At 74.2% G+C, this 23,465-nt stretch carries 18 protein-coding genes; 11 read left to right on the forward strand and 7 right to left on the reverse strand.

The genetic code is table 11. From position 1 onward, the window contains the following. From ABT014_RS32035 to ABT014_RS32045, 3 genes are read right to left on the reverse strand one after another with little or no spacing between them, the layout of a single operon-like run. Entirely contained in the window at positions 1-1,290 is a 1,290-nt protein-coding gene (locus ABT014_RS32035) for a coenzyme F420-0:L-glutamate ligase (protein ID WP_350642953.1), read from the reverse strand. Further along, positions 1,287-2,246 carry a 2-phospho-L-lactate transferase gene (cofD, locus tag ABT014_RS32040; RefSeq protein WP_350642954.1) on the reverse strand — a complete coding sequence of 320 codons (960 nt, stop codon included), beginning with the start codon at positions 2,244-2,246 and terminating at the stop codon, positions 1,287-1,289. The genes ABT014_RS32035 and cofD overlap by 4 nt, the downstream gene beginning before the upstream one ends. Before the next feature lie 35 nt (positions 2,247-2,281). Then, the gene (locus tag ABT014_RS32045; RefSeq protein ID WP_350642956.1) at positions 2,282-2,956 is read right to left on the reverse strand and encodes a cysteine dioxygenase; all 675 of its coding nucleotides are present in this window, start codon (positions 2,954-2,956) and stop codon (positions 2,282-2,284) included. Between the two features lie 679 nt (positions 2,957-3,635). On the opposite strand from ABT014_RS32045, the gene ABT014_RS32050 reads away from it, so the two are divergent. The 3 genes from ABT014_RS32050 (at position 3,636) to ABT014_RS32060 (ending at position 9,697) form a co-directional block, all read left to right on the forward strand. After that, a complete protein-coding gene (locus ABT014_RS32050; RefSeq protein ID WP_350642958.1) occupies positions 3,636-3,908 on the forward strand; it encodes a WhiB family transcriptional regulator in 273 nt (90 codons plus the stop codon). A gap of 281 nt (positions 3,909-4,189) precedes the next feature. Next, complete coding sequence (locus ABT014_RS32055; RefSeq protein WP_350642959.1) at positions 4,190-8,056, forward strand: glycosyltransferase; 3,867 nt, start codon at positions 4,190-4,192, stop codon at positions 8,054-8,056. A gap of 6 nt (positions 8,057-8,062) precedes the next feature. Continuing rightward, complete coding sequence (locus ABT014_RS32060; RefSeq protein ID WP_350642961.1) at positions 8,063-9,697, forward strand: DUF5719 family protein; 1,635 nt, start codon at positions 8,063-8,065, stop codon at positions 9,695-9,697. 51 nt (positions 9,698-9,748) lie between these two features. Here ABT014_RS32060 and ABT014_RS32065 read toward each other — a convergent pair whose 3' ends face one another. Continuing rightward, complete coding sequence (locus ABT014_RS32065; RefSeq protein ID WP_350642963.1) at positions 9,749-10,207, reverse strand: metallopeptidase family protein; 459 nt, start codon at positions 10,205-10,207, stop codon at positions 9,749-9,751. Positions 10,208-10,337: 130 nt separating this feature from the next. Between ABT014_RS32065 and ABT014_RS32070 the strand changes: the two genes are divergently transcribed. The 4 genes from ABT014_RS32070 to ABT014_RS32085 all read left to right on the forward strand — a co-directional run bounded on the left by ABT014_RS32070 (position 10,338) and on the right by ABT014_RS32085 (position 13,779). Further along, positions 10,338-10,721, forward strand: a complete 384-nt coding sequence (locus ABT014_RS32070) for a DUF3499 domain-containing protein (protein ID WP_350642965.1) — start codon at positions 10,338-10,340, stop codon at positions 10,719-10,721. A gap of 112 nt (positions 10,722-10,833) precedes the next feature. Continuing rightward, a complete protein-coding gene (locus ABT014_RS32075; protein WP_350642967.1) occupies positions 10,834-12,219 on the forward strand; it encodes a phosphomannomutase/phosphoglucomutase in 1,386 nt (461 codons plus the stop codon). Positions 12,220-12,384: 165 nt separating this feature from the next. After that, on the forward strand, positions 12,385-12,567 hold the full coding sequence (locus ABT014_RS32080) for a Trm112 family protein (protein ID WP_350642969.1): 183 nt from the start codon (positions 12,385-12,387) through the stop codon (positions 12,565-12,567). A 33-nt stretch (positions 12,568-12,600) separates the two neighbouring features. Next, on the forward strand, positions 12,601-13,779 hold the full coding sequence (locus tag ABT014_RS32085; protein ID WP_350642971.1) for an SIS domain-containing protein: 1,179 nt from the start codon (positions 12,601-12,603) through the stop codon (positions 13,777-13,779). Between the two features lie 49 nt (positions 13,780-13,828). On the opposite strand, the gene ABT014_RS32090 is transcribed toward ABT014_RS32085, so the two are convergent. Beyond that, the gene (locus ABT014_RS32090) at positions 13,829-15,334 is read right to left on the reverse strand and encodes an ATP-binding protein (protein ID WP_350642973.1); all 1,506 of its coding nucleotides are present in this window, start codon (positions 15,332-15,334) and stop codon (positions 13,829-13,831) included. A 5-nt stretch (positions 15,335-15,339) separates the two neighbouring features. Continuing rightward, positions 15,340-17,016: an NAD(P)/FAD-dependent oxidoreductase gene (locus tag ABT014_RS32095; RefSeq protein WP_350642974.1), complete on the reverse strand. Its 1,677-nt coding sequence runs from the start codon at positions 17,014-17,016 to the stop codon at positions 15,340-15,342. Between the two features lie 258 nt (positions 17,017-17,274). On the opposite strand from ABT014_RS32095, the gene ABT014_RS32100 reads away from it, so the two are divergent. From ABT014_RS32100 to ABT014_RS32110, 3 genes are all read left to right on the forward strand, one after another. Further along, positions 17,275-18,249 (forward strand): cation diffusion facilitator family transporter, encoded by a 975-nt coding sequence (locus tag ABT014_RS32100; protein WP_350642975.1) that lies wholly within the window; start codon positions 17,275-17,277, stop codon positions 18,247-18,249. A gap of 239 nt (positions 18,250-18,488) precedes the next feature. Continuing rightward, positions 18,489-19,937 carry an adenosylhomocysteinase gene (ahcY, locus tag ABT014_RS32105; RefSeq protein ID WP_350642976.1) on the forward strand — a complete coding sequence of 483 codons (1,449 nt, stop codon included), beginning with the start codon at positions 18,489-18,491 and terminating at the stop codon, positions 19,935-19,937. Positions 19,938-20,048: 111 nt separating this feature from the next. Continuing rightward, the gene (locus ABT014_RS32110; protein WP_350642978.1) at positions 20,049-20,684 is read left to right on the forward strand and encodes a hypothetical protein; all 636 of its coding nucleotides are present in this window, start codon (positions 20,049-20,051) and stop codon (positions 20,682-20,684) included. Positions 20,685-20,731: 47 nt separating this feature from the next. Here ABT014_RS32110 and ABT014_RS32115 read toward each other — a convergent pair whose 3' ends face one another. Continuing rightward, positions 20,732-21,727, reverse strand: coding sequence for an RDD family protein (locus ABT014_RS32115; protein WP_350642979.1), 996 nt, complete (start codon positions 21,725-21,727; stop codon positions 20,732-20,734). Positions 21,728-21,963: 236 nt separating this feature from the next. Here ABT014_RS32115 and ABT014_RS32120 point away from each other — a divergent pair, with 236 nt between their 5' ends. After that, complete coding sequence (locus tag ABT014_RS32120) at positions 21,964-22,968, forward strand: stage II sporulation protein M (RefSeq protein ID WP_350642980.1); 1,005 nt, start codon at positions 21,964-21,966, stop codon at positions 22,966-22,968. The last annotated feature ends 497 nt before the right edge of the window (positions 22,969-23,465 follow it).

Below are 23,465 nucleotides of genomic sequence, written 5' to 3' on the forward strand. Positions count from 1 at the left end.
TCAGCGGACGGTGACGAAGGGTTCCGCCCCGCGCGGCGCCCGGTGCCGCGGCTCCTCGGCCGGCCGGCCGACGGCGACGGCGCCCATCGGGTCCCAGCCGTCCGGCAGGTCGAGCACCGCGCGGACGGTGTCGCGGCAGAACATGGTGGACGAGACCCAGGCCGAGCCGTAGCCCTCGCCGGCCAGCGTGACCAGCAGGTTCTGGACGGCGGCGCCGATCGCCACGGTGAACATCTCGCGCTCGGCCCCGGCCCGCCGCGGGTCCGGGTAGGCGTGCGAGCCGTCCATCACCAGGCAGGGCACCACCAGGTACGGCGCGTCCCGCAGCACGTCGCCGCGGGCGGTCCGGCGGGCGATCTTCTCCTCGTCCCAGCCGTCCAGCTCGTGCAGGTCGCGCCGCCAGGCGGCGAGCATCGCGTCCAGCAGCTCGGTGCGCGCCGCGGCGCTCTCCAGCAGGACGAACCGCCAGGGCGTGGTGTGGTGCGGCGCGGGCGCGGTGACGGCGGCGGCCACGGCGCGGCGGACGGCCGCCGGGTCCACCGGCTCGGCGGTGAACGAGCGGATCGTCCGGCGCAGGGTCACCGCCTCGCGGACGGCCTCCGAGGTGCCGAGCCGGAACATGTCCTCGGCGGGGGAGCGGACCATCGCCCGGGCGCCCTCGCCGTCCTCGACGGTGACCAGGCCGGCCAGGCCGCGCACCACCGCGACCGGGGTGCCGGTGGCCTTGCCCTTCACAAGGTCGGCGGCGGCGGCGAGTTCGTCGGCGGTGGCGGTGACGGTCATCGCCAGCTGGTTGCCGTGGCTGTCGGTGCGGCCCCGGTGGTCCTCCAGCACGGGCAGGCCGGCCGCGCCGATGGCGACGTCGGTGAGCCCGTTGCGCCAGGGGCGGCCGAAGGTGTCGGTGATCAGCACGGCCAGCCGGCGGCCGGTCAGCTGCTGGAGCCGGGCGCGCAGGGCGCGGGCCGAGCCGTCCGGGTCCTCGGGCAGCAGCAGGACCGTGCCGGGCGGGGTGTTGGAGGCGTCGACGCCCGCGGCGGCCATCACCAGGCCGTTGCGGTTCTCCACGATCCGGGTGGTGCCGCGCCGGGCGACCACCCGGACGGTCTCCGCGTCGATCGCGGCCTCCCGGTCGTCGGCCCGCAGCAGCCGGTCCTCGGCCTTGCTGACGATCTTCGAGGTGACCAGCAGGATGTCGCCGTCCTCGAACTCGCCGGCCTTGGCGATCAGTTCGGCCAGGTCGGCGCCGGCGGCGATCTCGGGCAGGCCGTGCACCGGGAGGACGCCGATCACGACCGGACCTCCTCGGCCAGCGCCAGCGCCGCCCGGGCCATCGCGGCGGTGGCCGGCACGTCCGTCATCAGCAGCGGGACGGCCCGGCAGCGGATGCCGGCCGCCTCGACGCCGGCCACCGCGGCCTCGTCGGCGGTGTCCACCAGCCAGCCGTCCAGCAGTCCGGACCCGTAGTGCCGGGCCACCGCCTCGGCCGTGCTGTCGACCCCGACGGCGGCCAGCACCTTGTCGGCCATGCCCCGGACGGGGGCGCCGCCGATGATCGGGGAGAGCCCGACCACCGGCGCCGCCGTCTCGGCGACCGCCCGGCGGATGCCCGGCACGCCGAGGATGGTGCCGATGCTCACCACCGGGTTGGACGGCGGCAGCAGCACGACGTCCGCCGCGGCGATCGCCTCCAGCACCCCGGGGGCCGGGGCGGCGGTGTCGGCGCCGACCGCGACGATCGCCTCGGCCGGCACGGCGGCGTGCAGCCGGACCCAGTACTCCTGGAAGTGGACCGCCCGGGTGCCGTCGCCGTCGGTGATCCGGACGTGCGTCTCGACCCGGTCGTCGCTCATCGGGATCAGCCGTACCCCGGGCTGCCAGCGGTCGCACAGCGCCTCGGTGACGGCGCTCAGCGGGTAGCCGGCGGCCAGCATCTGGGTGCGCACGATGTGGGTGGCGAAGTCCCGGTCGCCGAGGCCGAACCACTCCGGCCCGACCCCGTACGCCTTCATCTCCTCCTTGACCGACCAGGTCTCCTCGGCCCGGCCCCAGCCCTGCTCCTCGTGGATGCCGCCGCCGAGGGTGTACATCACGGTGTCCAGGTCGGGGCAGACCTTCAGCCCGAACAGGTGGATGTCGTCACCGGTGTTGCCGATGACCGTGATCTCGTCCCCCGGGGCGACGACCTCCTTGAGTCCGCGCAGGAAGCGCGCCCCACCGATTCCGCCTGCCAGTGCCACGATGCGCATGGGGCCATCCTGCCAGGCGGCCCGGTGGCGTCCCGTCAGACCTGCGGCTGGTGCCGGCCCTCGCGCGCGGGCTGCGGCTCGGTCCGGTGCTCGGGGAGGACGGCGGCGCCGTACTGGTTCATCTCCACCAGGCCGGGCGTGTAGAGGTGGATGGAGACGGCCGGCTCCAGCGCGCCGTTGACCACCTCGTGCAGGTACCCGGAGGAGAACACCCGCTGCCGGCCGGCCGCCAGCACCCGGCTGCCCTCGCCGGCGTCCGTCAGCGAGCGCTCGACCAGCTCGCCCTGGACCACCGTCATGACGCCGGCCGACCGGCCGTGGTCGTGGAAGCCGCTGCTCTGTCCGGGCAGCCAGCTGAGCAGCCAGACCTCGTAGCCGGGGCCGGTCTCCAGCCGGGCGTACCAGCGGGTGAGGGCGTCGTAGCGGACCAGCGGCGCCCAGCGGTCGCGGTCGGCGGCGATCTCGCGGACCAGCCGGGCGTAGCCGGCCACCGTGGTCGGGTGCGCGGGCAGGTCGGTGCGCGCGAGGTGCGGGAAGGCGAGCGGGTCGCCGGCGATGGAGACGTCGCTCAGACCGTCGGCCCAGCGGGAGCCGGCGGGCGCGACGGCGCCGGGCGGGATGGTGCCGGCGACGGCGGGGCGGGAGGTCGGGAGGAACCGGGAGAGCTTGGCGCGGTCCCGATTGCGCTTGCGGATACGGGGCATTCGCACGTCGATGGTCCTTGGATCGGCTGGTTCGGCGGGGATTCAGCCGGGTCCGCGGAGCTTCGAAGGGGGGACGGTCGCGCGGGCGGCCTCTGGCTTACCTGGGCGGCGCGCGGTGGGACGCGAGCGCCTAGATACAGCTGGAACAGAGGCGACAGCGGAGCGAGCTCGCGACACGACGGAGGGCGGCCTGGCGGCGGCTCCGGTGGGCGGCGAACTCTGACATGGGAGCAAGCAGACCGCAAGAGGGGCGGGAGTGTCAACCCGAGCGGACGGACATTCAGGTCACATCCAGAAGGAACCACCGGATGGGGTGATAAATCACCCTCTAGGTTTCGATGTGAAGATCGCCGGGAAGGCAGCCGGGTGACCCGGCAACCGCACTCGGGCCACAGGCGTCCCTCCCGTCATGAAGGGGGCGCTCCGGTCCGCGGTGACGGTGGGCCGACCTGCGAGTGGTTCTGGGGCGATACGCCAATCGTTGCTACGAATGTCCGGGTTGTCCGGATATGTACACTATTCGTAACAGCTTGGTTCCGGGGAGTGAATCCTTGGCCCAATACCAGAGCTCGGCTTGACTGGGCCAGAGTGACGCAACTGTAATTTCACTCGTGTCGTTCCGCCGCTCCAGGCAACGGCAACACCACGGGGACGCCAAGCAAGAGGGGCAGAGGAGGCGCGCCAGATGAGCGAGCTCTTTGAGCTTTTGATCGGTGACGGCATCGAGGAGGAAGAAGAGGAACTCGGCTGGCAGGAGCGGGCGCTGTGCGCCCAGACCGACCCCGAGTCCTTCTTCCCCGAGAAGGGCGGCTCCACCCGCGAGGCCAAGAAGGTCTGCCTCGCCTGCGAGGTCCGGGCGGAGTGCCTGGAGTACGCGCTCGCCAACGACGAGCGGTTCGGCATCTGGGGCGGCCTGTCCGAGCGGGAGCGCCGCCGACTCAAGAAGAGCGCGGTCTGACCCCCGCCCGGCCCCCCGGGCGGCGGTCCTGGGCCCCTCACCCGTGGCAGCGCCCCACCTGAACGGTGGGGCGCTTCTTCGTGCCCGCGCCGCATTCCCGGCCACATCTTCACCAGGACCGGGGGCAACGCGGCCATCCGGAGCCGTTAGTGTGGTGCGCCATCCGGATGTCCGGCATCCGGCCTGCGCAACCGCCACCCCGCGATCGGTCCGGACGGCCCGCCCCGGATGGCGCTGCGACACCAACCGCCCTCCCACCGGAACCGGGGCCCGCGCACTCGATGACCGTCTACAGCCACCAGAGCGGCTTCGCCGCCGCCAGGCCGCCCGCGTACCCGCGCCACCTCGTCACCGCCGTGATCGTCTCGCACGACGGTGCCCGCTGGCTCCCGCAGGCGCTGGCCGGACTGCTCGGCCAGGACCGCCAGGTGCAGCGCATCCTCGCCGTCGACACCGGGTCCACCGACACCTCCCCGCAGCTGCTCCAGGACACCCTCGGCGACTGGCTGCCGGAGAGCGGCCCGCTCGTCCTCGGCCGCCGCACCGGCTTCGGCACCGCCGTCGGCCAGGCCGTCCTCAACAGCCCGCCGCTGCGCCCCGAGGACCTCCCGTACAGCCTCGACCCGTCCGGCTACGACCCGGTCACCGGCGGCTGGGACGACTACGGCGACCCGCTCGGCCACGAGGACGACCTCGGCCGCGGCGGCCCGCGCGAGACCCGCCCGGTCGAGTGGCTGTGGCTGCTGCACGACGACTGCGAGCCGCAGACCGACGCCCTGCGCCGGCTGCTCCAGGTCGCCGACTCCACCCCGACCGCCGCCGTGGTCGGCCCCAAGCTGCGCAGCTGGTACGACCGCCGGCAGCTGCTGGAGGTCGGCGTCACCATCGCCCGCTCCGGCCGCCGCTGGACCGGCCTGGACCGGCGCGAGCAGGACCAGGGCCAGCACGACCAGGTCCGCCCCGTGCTGGCGGTCTCCTCCGCCGGCATGCTGGTGCGCCGGGACGTCTTCGAGGAGCTCGGCGGCTTCGACAAGGCGCTCCCGCTGATGCGCGACGACACCGACTTCTGCTGGCGGGTCAACGCGGCCGGCCACCGGGTGGTGGTCGCCCCCGACGCGGTGCTGCGGCACGCCGAGGCGGCCAGCCGCGAGCGCCGCGCCATCGACTGCGGCCCCGACCACCCGCACCGGGTGGACAAGGCCGGCGCCGTCTACACCCTGCTCGCCAACACCCGCCGCGCGCTGCTCCCGTACATGCTGGTGCGGCTGGTGCTCGGCACCCTGCTGCGGATGATCACCAACCTGGTCGGCAAGGACCCGCGGCAGGCCTTCGACGAACTGGCCGGCCTCGGCCACGAACTGATCCGGCTGCCCCGGCTGCTGCTCGCCCGCAAGCGGCGCAAGCGCACCCGCTCGGCGGACGCCGGCGACGACCGCAGCCTCTTCCCCGCCCCCGGTGCCACCGCCCGGCTCGCCCTCGAGCAGATGATCAGCTCGCTGGGCATCGGCGGCAGCGAGGACCCGGGTGCCGGCCGGCACGGCTCGGTCGAGTCCGGGCCCGGCGACGACGACGCCGACGACCTGGTGGTCGAGCAGTTCACCCTGCTCAAGAAGCTGGTCAAGCGCCCGGCGCCGCTGCTGTTCACCGCGCTCCTGCTGTTCGCCCTGGCGGCCTGCCGCGACCTGATCGGCTCCGGGCTGCTCCAGGGCGGCGCCCTGCTGCCCGCCACCGACGGCGCCGGCGGGCTGTGGCGGATGTACGCCGACTCCTGGCACCCCGTCGGCAACGGCTCCACCGCGACCGCGCCGCCGTACCTGGCGGTGCTCTCGGTGCTGTCCTGGGGGCTGTTCGGCCACGCCGACCTCGCGGTGACCCTGCTGGTGGTGCTCTCCATCCCGCTCGCGGCGGTCAGCGCCTACCTGGTCTCCCGCCCGCTGATCGAGTCCAAGATGGTCCGGGCCTGGGCGAGCGCCAGCTACGCGCTGCTGCCCGCCGCCACCGGCGCCCTCGCCCAGGGCCGGATCGGCACCGCCGTCCTCGCCGTGCTGCTGCCGCCGCTGGCCCGCGCGGCCGCGATCAGCGCCGGCCTCGGCATCCGCCGGGAGACCGCGGCCAAGGGCGCCCGCCCCGGCTGGCGGTCCACCTGGATGACGGTCCTGATGCTCACCCTGAGCACCGCCTTCGTCCCGCTCGCCTGGGCCATCTCCGTCCCGCTGAGCCTGGCCGCGCTGGCCTTCGCGGTCGCCCGCGGCGGCGCCTACGGCTCCGGCGGCGAGGCGCTGCGGCTGCTCGGGCTGCGCGTGCTGGTGATCCTCGGCGCGCCCGTACTGGTGCTCGCCCCCTGGTCGCTGCACGTGCTCGCGCACCCCTCGCGGCTGCTGCTGGAGGCCGGGGTGGCCGGCTTCAACGGCCCGTCCGCGACCTCCGTCGGGCTGGTCCTGGTCAACCCCGGTGGCGCCGGCGTGCCGCCGGTCTGGCTCTCGGTCGGCGTGGTGCTGGCCGCCCTGGCGGCGCTGCTGCGCGCCGACCGGCGGCGCGCGGTGCTCGCCGCCTGGGGCGCGGCCGGCGCCGGCCTGGTGTTCTCGGTCGCGGTGGCCGGCACCGCCGTCACCCCGGCCTCCGGCGGTCCCGCCGCGGCGGCCTGGGCCGGACCGGCCACCCTGCTCACCGGTGTCGCCCTGCTGGCCGCCGCCGCCATCGGCGCCGACGGCGCCAACGCCCGGGTCTCCGGCATCGCCTTCGGCTGGCGCCAGCCGCTCGCCGCCGTGGTGGTCCTCAGCGCCGTCCTGGCGCCCCTGGGCACCGCCGTCTGGTGGGCCGTCACCGGCGCCCACGGCCCGCTCACCCGCACCGCCCAGGCCCAGGTCCCGGCCTTCATCGCCGAGGAGGCGAGCACCTCCGACCGGGCCCGCACCCTGGTGCTGGCCGGGCCCGCCGACGCCTCCGCCGTCTCCTACGCCCTGGTCCGCGGCTCCGGCCTGACCCTGGGCCAGGCCGAGGGCACCGTGGACGCGGGCGCCGCCGGCGACCTCGCCAAGCTGACCAGCCAGCTGCTGGCCGGCTCCGGCGGCGACCAGGCGGCCGCGCTGGCCGGCTTCGGGGTCGAGTACATCGAGGTCAAGGACCCGATGATCGCCAAGGTCCGGGACGTCCTGGACACCACCCCTGGCCTGACCAGGCTCAACCAGGGCAACGGCATCGCACTCTGGCAGGTCACCGGGGCGGCCGGGGCGCGGGCCGTGGTCACCGACCCCAAGGGCGTGCCGGTCCCGCTGGCCGCCGGCGTCCACGACATCTGGACCGAGCTGCCGGCCGGCCAGGCGGGCCGCCGGCTGCGGCTGGCCGAGCAGGCCGACCCCGCCTGGCAGGCCACGCTGGACGGCAAGCCGCTGAAGCGGATCACCCTGGACGGCTGGGCGCAGGGCTTCGAGCTGCCCGCCGAGGGCGGCCGGCTCGACGTCACCCGCGACGGCACCCTGATGCACACCGGCTGGATCGCGCTGCAACTGCTGCTCGGCCTCACCGTCCTGGTGCTGGCCCTGCCCGGCCGCCGCAACCACAACGACGACGACCTCCCCGAGGAGGTCGCCGCCGCCCAGGCGCTGGCCGCCGCCGTGCAGGCCCAGGCCCCCGCCCCCGGCAGCCGCCGGGCCCGCCGGATGGCCGAGCGCGGCGAGGGCGAGGGCGAGCCGGAGGGTGGCGTCTACGCCCCCGGCGTCCCGGCGCAGGCCACCGGCGAGCCGGAGCCCGTCCAGGAGTTCACCCCCGCGGCCGAGCAGTACGCGGACCCGTACCAGGCCGATCCGTACCAGGCCGACCAGTACCGCAGCGACCCCTACCAGGGCGGCGACCCGTACCAGGACGGCCGGTACCAGGAGGACCCCTACGGCTACCAGGGCTACCCCGAGCAGCAGCCGGCCGGCGGCCCGTACCCGCCGCAGCCCGGCCAGGACGGCCCGTACGCGCAGCCGCAGTACCCCGACCAGTACGCCCCGTACGGCTACGACCAGTACGCCGGCCACCCGAACGCGCCCGAGCAGCAGCCCTGGGCCCCCGACGGGACGCAGCCGTACCCGCAGGCGTACCCCGAGGGCACCGACCCCTACGGCAACGGCGGTCACCCGCACCACCACGGATCGGGGAGCTGACCCGGTATGAAGAAGCCCAGCATCAAGGCGCCCAAGCTGAAGGCGCCCGCGCTGAAGAAGCCCGAGTTCGCCGCCGCGGGCCTGGGCGGCGCCAGCCGCACCGGGCGGTCGCTGCTGGCCGCCGGGGTCGTCCTGGGCGTGGTGTTCGGCATCGCCGAGCTCCGCCCGCCGGTCACCCCGGCCGCCGCCGGCACCGCCGCGGGCGCCACCACCGCGCAGGTGGAGCGCACCTCCGTGGTGTGCCCGCAGCCGCTCCAGGGCGTCACCGGCAGCACCGCGCTCTCGCTCTTCACGCCGCCGGGCGCCGCCGCGACCGGCGGCACGGCGGCGCTGAACGACGTCACCGTGGAGTCGGCCGGCTCCGCCGGAGCACCCGCCCCGGCGCCCTCCGCCCCGGCCTCGGGCGACCCGTCCGGCGCCGCCGCCCCGGCCGCCGACGCCGCCCGGCTGACGCTGGCCAAGCCCGGCGCCCCGGCCACCGGGCCGGCCGCCAACGGCGACCTCGCCCCCGGCACCGTCGCGGTGGCCACCGGCGCCCTCGCCCCCGGCTTCACGGCCTCCCAGGTCACCACCGTCACCGACCCGCAGGCGATCGGCCTGTCCGGGGTCGGCTGCGCCCCGTCCGGCACCAGCTTCTGGTTCTCCGGCGCGAGCACCCTCCAGGGCCGGGTCGACTACGTCAGCCTGGTCAACGCCGAAGCCGGCCCCGCGGTGGTCGACCTCAAGCTGTACGGCCCCAAGGGCCCGATCGACAACGACGCGGCCAACGGCATCGCGGTCGCCCCCGGCACCTCCGACGCGCTGCGGCTGAGCTCGCTCGCCCCCGGCGTCGACGACCTGACGGTGCAGGTGCGGGTGCGCAGCGGCCGGGTCGGCGCCGGCCTGCACGCCGTGGAGAGCGGCAAGGGCGCGGACTGGCTCCAGCCCTCCGTTGCCCCCGCCCCCGACGTGGTGATCCCCGGGCTGCCGGCCGACGCCTCGGCGACCCGGCTGGTGGTCGCCGCGCCCGGCCAGGACGACGCCGACCTGAAGGTCCAGATCTCCGGCAAGAACGGCTGGTTCACCCCGGTCGACCACGAGACCCTGCACGTCAAGGCCGGCATGGTGACCGCCGTCGACCTCGGCCAGGTCACCCGCGGCGAGGTCGGCGCGATCCGGCTCACCCCGAGCGACCCGGCCCACCCCACCCCGGTGGTGGCCGGCGTGCGGGTCGACCGCGCCAAGAACGGCAAGTCGGACGCCGCCTGGCTGGCCGGGGCGGCCCCGGTCGGCACCCGTGCCTCCCTCGCGGACAACCGCGGCGGTGGCCAGAGCCAGCTGATCCTCACCTCCGGCGGCGACGCCGAGGCCAAGGTCAAGGTCACCTCCTCGGCCGGCAGCGGCGGCGGCAACCCGGTGAGCAAGGACCTGACCGTGCCGGCCGGCGCCACGGTCGCCCTGGACCTTCCCGACCCGGAGGGCCTGAACGGCGTCTACGGCCTGACCGTGGAGACCGTCTCCGGCGGCCCGGTGATGGCGGCCCGGATGCTCACCGTCCCGACCAAGGACGTGCAGATGTTCACCATCCAGTCGCTGGCGGACGACCACAGCACCGTCCGGCTGCCGCACACCGAGGGCGACCCCGGGGTACTGCTGCGCTGAGCGGCGACGGCCCGCCGCCCACCCGGGCGGCGGGCCGTCGCGCGCCCCGCCTCACTCCTCGCCGTAGCGCGGATCGATCGCGTCCGGGGAGAGGCCGAGCAGCTCGGCCACCTGCTCGATCAGGATCTCGTGCACCAGCGCGGCCCGGTCCTCGCGCGCCTTCATCCGGATCTCCACCGGACGGCGGTAGACCACGATCCGGCTGCGCCGCCCGGGCGCGGCCGGAATCACCCGCCCGAGCGGTACCGTCTCCGGCTCCCGCTCACCCTCCGCAGGGACGGGCACCTCCAGGACCGCGAACTCGACCTCCTGGAGTTGCGGCCACCGCCGCTCCAGCCGCTCCACCGACTCGCGCACGTAGTCGTCGAAGAGCTCGGAGCGGGTCAGCGAGATCGGCACCTGCGGCGGGGCCAGCGGCCCGCGCAGGCCGCGGCCGTGCCGATCACGGTGCCGGGAACGGCGTGGTGGTCCGGCCGGGGACGCCGGAGGCTGGGGTGCGGAGCTGTCCATATCAGAGTCGAGCGTAGCCCTTGGCTGCTCGGAAGTGGACCATTCCGACACCCCGCGTGACGGCGACACACCGGCCGGAGCGGGGGCGGGTCTTCGCGGCCTGGTCAGGAGTGCGGTACCGTCCACCCTCGTGAGCTCTGTACGTCGTTGTTCGCGGACCGCGTGCGGCCGTCCGGCCGTCGCGACGCTGACGTACGTCTACGCGGACTCCACCGCCGTCCTCGGACCGCTCGCCACCTACGCCGAGCCGCACTGCTACGACCTGTGCGCCGAGCACGCCGAGCGGCTCACCGCACCGCGCGGCTGGGAGGTGGTCAGGCTCGCCGCCGACGTCAGCCCGCTGCGCCGCAGCAGCGACGACCTGGAGGCGCTCGCCAACGCCGTCCGCGAGGCCGCCCGCCCGCAGGAGCGCCCGCAGGACCGCACACCCCGTCCGGGCCGCCCCGGCGACGGCGACCCCGGCGAGTCCGGCCGCCGCGGCCACCTGCGGGTGCTGCGCTCGCCCGACAGCTGACCCCCCCCGGGGCCGTGGCGTCACCCGCCCGCGCACCCGGTGTCACCTGGCCCCCACCTGCTGCGGGTACGCTGCCCTTTCGTCCGAGCAGACACACATCGGGAGCAGCCAGGTGCGGGACCTCAAGCAGCTTGTGAAGGCCTACGACGTCCGGGGCGTGGTGCCGGACCAGTGGGACGAGTCCCTGGCCCGTGCGTTCGGCGCGGCGTTCGTCACGGTGGTGGGCGCCTCGGCCGTCGTGGTCGGCCACGACATGCGCCCCTCCTCCCCGGGCCTGACCCGGGCCTTCGCCGAGGGCGCCGCCGCGCAGGGCGCGGACGTGGTCGAGATCGGCCTGTGCTCCACCGACCAGCTGTACTACGCCAGCGGCAGCCTGGACCTGCCCGGCGCGATGTTCACGGCCAGCCACAACCCGGCCGAGTACAACGGCATCAAGCTCTGCCGGGCGGGCGCGGCCCCGGTCGGCCAGGACACCGGCCTGGACGAGATCCGCGAGCTGGTGGAGTCCTGGCTGGACGCCGACGGCGCCGTCACCGTCCCCGCCTCGGACGCCACCCCCGGCACCCTGAGCAGCCAGGACAGCCTGGCCGGCTACTCCGCGCACCTGCGCTCGCTGGTCGACCTGACCGCCATCCGCCCCCTCAAGGTCGTGGTGGACGCCGGCAACGGCATGGGCGGCCACACCGTGCCCACCGTCTTCGACGGCCTGCCGCTCGACCTGGTGCCGATGTACTTCGAGCTGGACGGCACCTTCCCCAACCACGAGGCCAACCCGCTCGACCCGAAGAACCTGGTCGACCTGCAGGCCGAGGTGGTCAAGGCCGGCGCCGACATCGGCCTGGCCTTCGACGGCGACGCCGACCGCTGCTTCGTGGTGGACGAGCGCGGCGAGCCCGTCTCGCCGTCCGCGATCACCGCCCTGGTCGCCGCCCGCGAGATCGCCCGGGCCCGGGCCGCCGGCGAGGACCGGCCGACCGTGATCCACAACCTGATCACCTCGTGGACGGTCGCCGAGGTGGTCGAGGAGCTCGGCGCCGAGCCGGTCCGCACCCGGGTCGGCCACTCGTTCATCAAGCAGGAGATGGCCCGCACCGACGCGATCTTCGGCGGCGAGCACTCGGCGCACTACTACTTCCGCGACTTCTGGCGGGCCGACACCGGCATGCTCGCGGCGCTGCACGTGCTCGCCGCCCTCGGCGGCCAGGACGGCACCCTCTCCGAGCTGACCGCCCGTTACGACCGCTACGCGGCCTCCGGCGAGATCAACTCGACCGTCGCCGACCAGCGCGCCAGCACCGAGGCCGTCCGCGCCGCCTGGGGCGAGCAGCCCGGCGTCGCCGTCGACGAGCTGGACGGCCTCACCGTGGCCGGCTCCGACTGGTGGTTCAACCTGCGCGCCTCCAACACCGAGCCGCTGCTGCGCCTCAACGTCGAGGCCAAGGACCCGACCCGGATGGCCGAGGTCCGCGACGCCGTCCTGGCGCTGGTCCGGGCCTGACCCCACCGCCCCGACCGGCGCCGACCGGTCCGCTCCGACCCCGCCGCCCGGGCGGCGGACGGATCGCCGAGGCACTGACTGCGCGGGTGCCCCGGCCGGTAGTGTGGCTACCGGTCGGGGCACCCGCGTACCCGCCCCCTCCGTACGAAGCTGGAGCCCTACGCCATGAGCCTGCCGTCCTCCCTGCTGGAGATCCTGGTCTGCCCGCAGTGCCACGCCCCGCTGACCGAGCAGGTCCAGGGCGAGGACCACGAGCTGCGCTGCACCGGGGAGACCTGCGGCCTGGTGTACCCGGTCCGCGACGGCATCCCGGTGCTGCTCCTGGACGAGGCCCGCCGCCCCTCCTGACATCCCGTCCGGTCACCGCTGGAGGCCAGCCGCATGCTCGACGACTCCCTGCTCGACGACCCGGCCGCCCTGCTGCGTGCCGACCGGCAGCACGCCCTGCTCGCGCTGGCCGGCGCCGGCGCCCGGGTCAGGATCGCCGCCCGGCTCGCCGATGCGGCCGGCCTGGCGGGGCTGCGCCCCGAGGGGCGCCCGCGGACGGTGGTGGTCGCGGGCAGCGGCAGCGCGCTGAACGCCGGCGCGATGCTCGCCGCGCTCGCGGTGCCCAACTGCCAGGTGCTCCCGCTCGCGCCCACCGAGTCCCGGCCGGCCGGCCCGGTCTTCACCGCGGGGCTCGGCTGGCAGCTGCCCGGCTGGGTCGGGCCGATGGACCTGGTCGTGCTGGCTTCCGCCCAGGGCATCGAGGGCGGCCTGGTCTCGCTCGCCGAGCAGGCCTACGGCCGCGGCTGCGCGATCGCCGTGATCTCCCCGGAGAGCAGCCCGCTGGCCGAGGCGGCCCTGCAGGTCCGCGCCCTGCCGCTGCCGTTCGCCCCGAGCGCCGTCGAGGACGACGAGCCGGCGCGGGCCGACGAGCCGGACCTGCCCGCCGAGGACCCGGCCGCGCTCTGGGCCTTCCTGGCGCCGATGCTCGCGCTGGCCGAGAAGACCGGGGTCACCCAGCTGTCACCCGGCGCGGTGGCGGCCGCCGCCGACCGGCTGGACGAGGTCGCGGTGCGCTGCCGGCCGGACGCCCAGGCGTACACCAACCCGGCCAAGGCGCTGGCGGCCCAGCTGTCCGGCACCGTCCCGCTGGTGTGGGCGGCCGGGCCGATGACCGCCGCGGCAGCCGGTCGGTTCGCGGCCGTGCTGGCCGACCGGGCCGGGCTGCCGGCGCTGCCCGGGCGGCTGCCAGCGGTGCTCACCGCGCACCGCGGCATGTTCGTCGGACGGCTGGGCGCCGGGGCGGACCCGGACGACTTCTTCCGGGACCGGGTCGAGGAGCCCGAGACGCTCCAGCTCCAGGTGGTGCTGCTGCGACACACCCCCGGAGTGGAGGAGCTGAACGAGGCCGGCCACAGCGTGGCCCGGGCCCGCCGACTGGCCGATGCCCACGAGGTCCGGCTGACCGAGTACACCTCCTCCTTCGAGGACCCGTTGCAGGCGCTGGCCGAGCTGGTCGGGCTCACCGACTTCGCCGCCGTCTACCTGGGCCTGGCGAGCCAGGCCTCCGGCTGACGGACCGTCGGTCGGCCGCCTCGGGCCGCCTCGGGCCGCCCGGTCCCGCTCAGACGGCCGCCCGGGCGTTCCGGTCGCCCTCGCCCTCGTCCGCGGCCTCCCCGCCGGCGGCCGGATCGCCGTCCGGCGCGCCCTCGCCGAGCGGGAGCGTCACCCGGAAGCGGGTGTCGCCCGGCTCGGACTCCACCCGGAGGTCGCCGTGGTGCTTGTTGACCACGATCCGCCAGGAGATGTCGAGGCCGAGCCCGGTGCCCTCGCCGACCGGCTTGGTGGTGAAGAACGGCTCGAAGATCCGTTCCCGGATCTCCTCCGGCACGCCGGGCCCGGTGTCACGGAACTCGACCAGCACCTGTTCGTGGTCGCGCGCGGTGCGCACGGTCAGGGTGCCCGAGCCGGCCATCGCGGCGAGCGCGTTGTCGATCAGGTTCGTCCAGACCTGGTTCAGCTCCCCGGGGTAGGCCGGGATGCGCGGCAGCGTCAGGTCGTACTCGCGGACCACCGCCACCCCCGCCGGGATCTTGCCGGCGAGCATCAGCAGCGTGCTGTCCAGCAGCTCGTGCACGTCGACCACCCGGTGCGGCGCCCGGTCCAGCTGCGAGTACTGCTTGGCCGCGCCGACCAGCACCGAGATCCGGCTGGTGGAGTCCTCGATCTCGTTCATCAGCAGCTCGGTCTCGACCGTGTAGTGCAGCCAGCGCAGCGCGCCCTCCAGCTTGGCCGCGCCGACCGCGGCCTCGACCCGGTCGAGCCAGGCGGTGTCCAGGCCCGCCTGGACGAAGGTCGGCCCCAGCTGCCAGCCGTCGGTGACGCCCCGCCCGTCCAGCCAGTCGTCCACGGCGTCCTCGCGGTCCGCGGCCTCCAGCGGGGCGAGGCTGACGGCCTTGGCGGCCGCGGCCTGCTCCGCCGCATCCTCCTGGAGGGTGATCAGCTCCTCCATGCCCGCCAGCGGGTGCGAGCCGGTGGCGAGCGCGCCCAGCTTGTGCCGCATCCCGGCGACCCGCTCGCGCAGCGCCGCGGTGGCCCGCAGCGCGGCGGCCGCCGGGTTGTTGAGCTCGTGGGTCAGCCCCGCCGACAGCGACCCGAGGGCGAGCAGCCGCTCGCGCCGTCCGACCGCCTCCTGGGTCACCTGCGCGCCGAGCAGCAGCCCCTCCAGCAGGTGGACCGCCATCGGGAACCACTCCCGCATCAGCCGCGCGAACGTCTCGGAGGACAGCACGAAGAACCGCGACGGCACCGTGGCCCGCAGCGAACTGCTGTACACCTGCGGCAGCCGGTCGCTCAGGTACGCCCGGAACGCGCCCGCGTACACGCCGCGCTGGGAGGTCCGGGTCACCTCGATGTCGTCCGCGCCGACCCGCCGGGACAGCACGATCGAACCTTCCAGCAGGACGTAGAAGCAGGTCGCGGGGGCGCCCTCGGCGTACACCGGGCCGGTGGGGATCTCCTGCACCCGCCCCTCCCGGCACAGCCAGTCCAGCTGCTCGGGGGTCAGGTGCTCGAACAGGAACAGCGTGCGCAGCTCCTCGGGGCTGCAGCCGGGGGGTGTCGGGCTCACGGGTCTCACAGCCTCTCCAGGTACCGGTGCACCAGCATCACGGCCATCGCGCCCTCACCGACCGCCGACGCGACCCGCTTGGCCGACTCCGAGCGCGCGTCACCGGCCACGAACACCCCGGGGACGTTGGTCTCCAGGTGGTACGGGGCCCGGTCCAGCGGCCAGGACGCCGGCGGGCGGCCGCCCGGTGCCAGATCCGGCCCGGCCAGCACGAAGCCCCGGCCGTCGCGGGTCACCACGCCCTCCAGCCAGTCCGTCAGCGGCGCGGCGCCGATGAACACGAACAGCCACTGGGCGTCCACCCGCTCGGTGCGGCCGGTGGCGGTGTCCCGCAGGGTGATCTGCTTCAGGTGGTCCTCGCCGTGCGCCTCGACCACCTCGGTGCCGGCCCGCACCCGGATCACCGGCAGCTCGGCGATCTGCTGCACCAGGTAGTGCGACATCGACCGCGCCAGCGACTCCGCCCGGACCAGGACGGTCACCGAGCGGGCACCCCGGGCCAGGTACACGGCCGCCTGACCGGCCGAGTTCGCCCCGCCCACGATGTACACGTCCTTGCCCGCGCAGCCGGCCGCCTCGGTCAGCGCCGAGCCGTAGAACACCCCGCGGCCGGTCAGCCCGGCCACCCCCGGCGCGTCCAGCTGCCGGTAGCTGACCCCGGTCGCCAGGATCACCGTGTGCGCGGCGATCGCGGAACCGTCCGCGAACCGCACCGTCCGGGACGGCCCGTTCACCTCCAGCGCGGTCACCTCCCGGGCGGTCAGCATCTCGGCGCCGAACCGGGCGGCCTGGCGCCGGGCCCGCTCGGTCAGCTGCGCCCCCGAGACGCCGTCCGGGAAGCCCAGGTAGTTCTCGATCCGGGAGCTCTGGCCGGCCTGACCGCCGGTCGCGGTGCGCTCCACCAGCACCGTCCGCAGGCCCTCGGAGGCGCCGTAGACCGCCGCGCCGAGCCCGGCCGGGCCACCGCCGATCACGATCAGGTCGTAGAACTCCGCCGACGGGGTGGTGGCCAGGCCGACCCGGTTCGCCAGCTCCGTCCCGTCCGGCTCGACCAGGGCCTCGCCGTCCGGGGTGATCACCAGCGGCAGCCGCAGCCCGTCCTCGCCGGCGGCCGCGAGCAGCCGCTGCCCCTCGGGCTCGTCCGAGGGGTACCAGCGGTACGGCACCTGGTTGCGGGCGAGGAACTCCCGGACCTCGGAGGAGTGCGCCGACCAGCGGTGGCCGACCACCTTGGTCTCCGGCACCGGCCGGTGGTCGGAGGCGAGCCACGTCTCCAGCAGGTCGTCCACCACCGGGTAGAGCTTCTCCTCCGGCGGGTCCCACGGCTTGAGCAGGTAGTGGTCGAGGTCGACCACGTTGATCGCGTCGATCGCCGCGCCGGTGTCCGCGTACGCGGTCAGCAGCACCCGCCGCGCCCCGGGGTAGACGTCCATCGCCTGCTCCAGGAACTCGATGCCGTTCATCTGCGGCATCCGGTAGTCGGCCAGGATCACCGCCACCAGGTCGCCGCGCAGCTTCATCTCGTTCAGCGCGTCGAGCGCCGACGCCGCGGTCTCCGCCCGCACCACCCGGTGGCTGCCGCCGTAGCGGCGCCGCAGGTCGCGGGCGACCGCGCGGGACACCCCGGGATCGTCATCGACGGTGAGGATCACCGTCCTCGGCGCCTCGCCGGTCTCAGCCATGGCCGTCCTCGTCCTCGCGTCGTCCCCGCCGCTCCGGCGCCGTACCGGGTCGGCCCGGCACCCGCCGCCCCGAACCGATTCTCTGCCCGGACCACCCGATGCTGCCTCTCGGAGCGCGCGACCCCCGCCGGCCCCCGTCGCCGGTGCGCCGGCCGGCGGTGGACCGGGCGAGCAAGGGCCGCCCGTGATCGGGATAATGTGCGCTCGACAAGCCACGGCCGGACTGCCCCGGCCCAGTCGGAGGGACCCGACCACAGCATGAGTACCGAAGGCGGCACCAAGGCACTGGTCGCGGCGCTGTCCGCGAACCTGGCGATCGCGGCCGGCAAGTTCGTCGCCTTCGCCTTCTCCGGCTCCTCCTCGATGCTCGCCGAGGGCGTCCACTCGGTGGCCGACTCCGGGAACCAGGTGCTGCTGCTGATCGGCGGCAAGCGGGCCGCCCGCGAGGCCGACGCCGAGCACCCGTTCGGGTACGGGCGCGAGCGGTACGTCTACGCCTTCCTGGTCGCCGTGGTGCTGTTCAGCGTCGGTGGCCTGTTCGCCTGCTTCGAGGGCTACGAGAAGATCCACGACCCGCACGAGCTGGACAGCTGGTACTGGCCGGTGGGCGTGCTGGTGTTCGCCATCCTGATGGAGGGCTGGTCCTTCCTGACCGCCTACCGCGAGGCCGTCAAGGACAAGGGCACCCACGCCTGGACCGCCTACATCCGCCGCGCCAAGGCCCCCGAGCTGCCGGTGGTGCTGCTGGAGGACACCGGCGCGCTGATCGGCCTGGCGCTCGCGCTGCTCGGCGTCGGCCTGACCGTGATCACCGGGAACGGCGTCTGGGACGGCATCGGCACCCTGGCGATCGGCATCCTGCTGGTGGTGATCGCGATCGTGCTGGCCGTGGAGACCAAGTCCCTGCTGGTCGGCGAGTCCGCCCACCAGGAGGTGGTGGCCGAGATCCGGGACGCCCTGGTCGACCACGACTCGGTCACCGGCGTCATCCACATGCGCACCCTGCACGTCGGCCCCGAGGAACTGCTGGTGGCCGCCAAGATCGGGGTCAACGCCGAGGACAGCGCCGCCCAGATCGCCGAGGCCATCGACCTGGCCGAGGCCCGGGTCCGGCGGGCCGTTCCGATCGCCCGGGCGATCTACCTGGAGCCTGACATCTACAGCGCGGAGAAGGCCGCCGCCGGCCCCGATCCGGAGGCCACCCCCGGCGGTCCCGGCCCCGCGGCGCACTGAACCGGCTCCGGCCGGCCCGTGACCGGAACGGGTGTGTGCGCCCCGGCGCACCGCCCGGTCGGTGTAGATTCGTCGGCAGAGCCAAACGTCGCTGCTGATGGCGGTCGGGCCGCGCCGGCGCGCGGGTCGAGGGAGAGAGGTCCTCCGACGGATTGTGCCGCAGCAGAGGGCCACACCCGCGGCCGCTCTGCAGCTCAGCACACCCGTTCCCAGGCCCACCGCAGCGAGGAGCCCCCCGCATGTCGTCGAACCCCACCGGTGACTTCAAGGTCGCCGACCTCTCCCTGGCCCCGTTCGGCCGCAAGGAGATCCAGCTCGCCGAGCACGAGATGCCCGGCCTGATGTCGATCCGCAAGGAGTACGCGGCCTCCCAGCCGCTGGCCGGCGCCCGGATCACCGGCTCGCTGCACATGACCGTGCAGACCGCGGTGCTGATCGAGACGCTCACCGCGCTCGGTGCCGAGGTCCGCTGGTGCTCCTGCAACATCTTCTCCACCCAGGACCACGCCGCCGCCGCCATCGCGGTCGGCCCCGAGGGCACCCCGGAGAACCCGGCCGGCGTCCCGGTCTTCGCCTGGAAGGGCGAGACCCTGGAGGAGTACTGGTGGTGCACCGAGCAGGCGCTGACCTGGCCGAACGGCCAGACCCCGAACATGATCCTGGACGACGGCGGTGACGCCACCCTCCTGATCCACAAGGGCGTCGAGTTCGAGAAGGCCGGCGAGGCCCCGGACCCGTCCACCGCGGACAACGAGGAGTACCGCCTCATCCTCGAGGTGCTCAACCGCACCCTGACCGACTCGCCCGCCAAGTGGACCGAGATCGCCGCCACCATCAAGGGCGTGACGGAGGAGACCACCACCGGTGTCCACCGCCTGTACGAGATGCACCGCGACGGCAAGCTGCTGTTCCCGGCCATCAACGTCAACGACTCGGTGACCAAGTCGAAGTTCGACAACAAGTACGGCTGCCGCCACTCGCTGATCGACGGCATCAACCGCGCCACCGACGTCCTGATCGGCGGCAAGGTCGCCGTCGTGGCCGGCTACGGCGACGTGGGCAAGGGCTGCGCCGAGTCGCTGCGCGGCCAGGGCGCCCGGGTCATCGTCACCGAGATCGACCCGATCTGCGCGCTGCAGGCCGCGATGGACGGCTACCAGGTCGCCACCCTGGAGGACGTGGTGGAGAGCGCCGACATCTTCATCACCACGACCGGCAACAAGGACATCATCATGGCCTCCCACATGGCCCGGATGAAGCACCAGGCGATCGTCGGCAACATCGGCCACTTCGACAACGAGATCGACATGGCCGGCCTCGCCAAGCTCCCCGGCGTGGTGAAGACCGAGGTCAAGCCGCAGGTCCACGAGTGGCGCAAGGAGGACGGCCGCACCATCATCGTCCTCTCCGAGGGCCGCCTGCTGAACCTGGGCAACGCGACCGGCCACCCGTCGTTCGTGATGTCCAACTCCTTCGCGAACCAGACCATCGCGCAGATCGAGCTGTTCACCAAGACCGAGCAGTACCCGGTCGGCGTGTACGTGCTGCCCAAGCACCTGGACGAGAAGGTCGCCCGCCTCCACCTGGACGCGCTGGGCGTCAGGCTCACCACCCTGACCCAGGAGCAGGCCGACTACATCGGCGTCGCGGTCGAGGGCCCGTACAAGGCGGACCAGTACCGCTACTGATCCGTGCCCGACCGGTGGCCGGCACCCCCGCGCGGGGGTGCCGGCCACCGGCATGTCCGGCTGACGCCCGCCCGGGACGCCGGGCGGCGCTGCCCGCGTAGGCTTCGGGCCATGCCCAACGGCCGCTACTCGCTCCACGACACCCACGACCACGTCCTACTGGGCGAGGAACGGTTCAGCTGCGCCCCGGGCCCGGCGGGCTGGCGCTACGTGTCCAAGACCTACGGCCCGGACGGCGACACGCTCGGCACCACCGACCTCACCCTCGACTCCCGCAGCCGGCCGCTGCGGCTGGAGCTGCGCGCCGGCGGCTGGCAGGTGCGGGGCGGCGCGGTCGACGGGGTCGCCTGGGTCCGTACCGACGCCGCCGACCCCGGCGGCGCGCAGGCCGTCGAGGGCCACGACCGGGCGCACGCCTTCACCGGCAGCTCGCCCGCCTTCCTGATCGCCACCGCCCGGCTGCTGCGGCTCGCGCCCGGCGGCAACGCGCGGATCCGGCTGGTCCGGCTCACCGACCCGGTGCTCGCACCGCACACCGTCGACCAGGGCTGGCAGTTGGAGGCGGTCGAGACGCACGAGACCGACAGCGGGCCGCTGCTGGTGGAGCGCTACCAGGTCGCCGACCTCGCCACCGGCGAGCAGGCCGTGGTGCACCTGGCGGGCGACGTGGTGCTGGCCGCGCCCGGCATCGAGCTGGAGGAGCTGGAGTCGCCGCCCAACGCGTGGCCGGCGCAGTTCGGCGGCTGACGGCTGACGGCTGACGGCTGACGGCCGGCGGCCGGCGGGTGCGGGGCTCAGGCCGGGGGAGCGAAGCCGCCGGAGCTCGGCTCCTGGGCGGCGGGTGCCGTCCCGGGTGACTTCGTGAGCGCGGGTGCGGGGGCCGGTGCGGCTGCGGGTGCGGCTTCCGGCGCGGGGACGGGTGCGGCGGAGGCAGGCGGCGTGGGCGGCTGGTGCTGCTGTTGCTGCAGGTACGCCTGCGGCGGGAGCGGCTGCCCGGCGGGCGCGGCACCCCACGCAGCGGGACCGGTCGCGGCGGTGGCCCGGGCCCACTCCCGGCGCTGACGCTCGGTCAGCACCGCACCCAGGTACATCGCCGGCATCAGCCCGTACGGCGCCGGGCGCCCGATGTGCCCGGAGAGGTCGGCCGACAGTCGCTGCGCCATCCCGGCGGAGACCGCGGGGTCGAGCTGGTCGAGTCGGCCGAGGAACTGGCGGATCGCCAGCCAGAGCGACTCCGGGACGGCGGAGAGATCCATCGCCACCAGGTCGTTCCCCAGCATGTGCAGCACCTGCGGCGGCACCGGCGGGACGGCGCCGTGGCCGAGCGCCCCGGCCGGCAGCCGCTCCCGGACCACCAGGGTGCCCGCGAAGATGTCGCCGAGCCGCTTGCCCTCCGTGGAGATCAGCGAGGTGATCACCGCGGGAGCGCCGGCCAGCGAGAATTCGACCACCCCGACCAGACCGCGCACCAGCGCGTGGCGGAACCGCACCGGCCCGCCGTCGGTCCGCACCGCACGCAGTCCCAGCGCCAGCTTGCCGACCGAGCGGCCCTTGGAGAGCGTCTCGATCAGGATCGGCAGGACGGCCAAGTAGAACACGACGATCGACAGCATGATCGCGGCCATCGCGGCCTCGTCGGCGTCGCCCGCCACCGCTATGGCCACCATGGTGGTGACGATCCAGCCGACGAACTGGATCAGCGCGTCGATCATCCGGGCCAGCGCCCGGCTGGGCAGCTTCGCCGCCCGCAGCCCGAGGACGACCGCCTCACCTGTCACCAGGTCGCTCACAACACCCACCCGCTCGTTCGTGGCAGCCGGACGGCCCAGCCCCCGCAGTGCATCAGCGGCAAACAGTACGGGGGCGGTCGGTCGGCCGGAAGACTGGATCCCCGCCCCGACGATCAGTGCCGGTAGCGGCTGCCGGGCCGCCCGCCGCCTCTGGCAAGCTAGGCGCACCCGGGCCAGGGCGCGCCCCGCCCGCGGTGCCCCACCCGCCGTCACCCCGCAGCCCTGGAGCGAGCCGCATGGACCTGGACGTCTTCGTCGCCACTCACCAGGCCGAGTGGCAGCGTCTGGAGACCTTGAGCAGGCGGCGCCGACTCAGCGGCGAGGAGGCGGACGAGCTGATCGCCCTCTACCAGCGGGCCACCAGCCACCTCGCCCAGGTCCAGGCCACCGTCCCGGATCCGGTCCTCGAAGGCCGGCTGACCACCCTGGTCGCGCGCGGGCGCGGCGCCGTCACCGGCGCCCGCACCTCCTCCTGGCGCGACGTGGGCCGCTTCTTCGCGGTCAGCTTCCCCTCCGCCCTGTACCGGGCGCGGTACTGGTGGATACCGATTGCGCTGCTCTCGCTCGCCCTCACCGTGGTGATCGCCTGGTGGGTCGGCACCCACCCCGAGGTCCGGGACAGCATCGCCACCCCCGAGGCGTTCCAGGACCTCACCAAGCCCGGCGGCCAGGCCGAGGCCTATTACTCGGAGCACCCGGCGGGCGCCTTCGCCGCCCAGGTCTGGACGAACAACGCCTGGATCGCCGCCCAGTGCCTGGTCTACGGGGTCCTGCTCGGCATTCCGATCATCCCGGTCCTGATCAGCAACGTGGTCAACCTCGGCGTCGGCATCGGCCTGATGGCGGCCGCCGGCCGGCTCGACCTCTTCCTCGGCCTGCTCATCCCGCACGGCCTGCTCGAACTCACCGCGGTCTTCGTCGCCGCCGGAATGGGCCTGCGCCTGGGCTGGACGATCATCAGTCCCGGCCCGCGCACCCGCGCGACCGCGATCGCGGAGGAGGGCCGCGCCACCATCGGCATGGCGCTCGGCCTCACCGCCGTCCTGCTGGTCTCCGGCATCCTCGAAGCCTTCGTCACCCCGTCCGGCCTACCGACCTGGGCCCGGGTCGGCATCGGCGTCCTGGCGGAGGTCCTGTTCCTGGTCTACGCCCTGGTCCTGGGCCGACGGGTGGCCTCCCGCGGGGAGTTCGGCGACCTGGAGGAGTCGGACCTGGCCGACCTCCAGCCCGTCGCAGCCTGATCCCAGGAGCTGGTAGGGTCATGATCATCCCTCCGGAACCGTTGACGCGGCACCGGTCGGCTAGTAGATTTGAACGGTTGGGTCCCGCTGGACAACGGTGGGAGCCAGGCGTAGTGTCTACGACACCGCCAAGCCTGGGCATCACATCCACTCGGATGTTGGCCGGCAAAGCGAAAAACCCCCGAGTCTGAGCACTCAGAAGCTTTGATAAGCTTCTCTGCGAAGTCGAAGGAAATCCCCTCAGCGGGAATTCGGAGAAACGAAAGCCGGTAAAACGGCCGGGAAACATCTGATAAGCTGAGAACACGAAAGAACGAAGCGCCCGGAGGGCCCGCTGAAAGGCGGTCCGAAGGAAGTGTCCGTTCCTTGAGAACTCAACAGCGTGCCAAAAGTCAACGCCAGATATGTTGACATCCCCGGCCGGTCATCACTGACCGGTTGGAGATTCCTTTAAAGTAAGACACTAGCGAGGACGCAGTGCGCGGGACCGCCCTATT

Source organism: Kitasatospora sp. NPDC094015, assembly GCF_040304075.1.
GTDB lineage: Bacteria > Actinomycetota > Actinomycetes > Streptomycetales > Streptomycetaceae > Kitasatospora.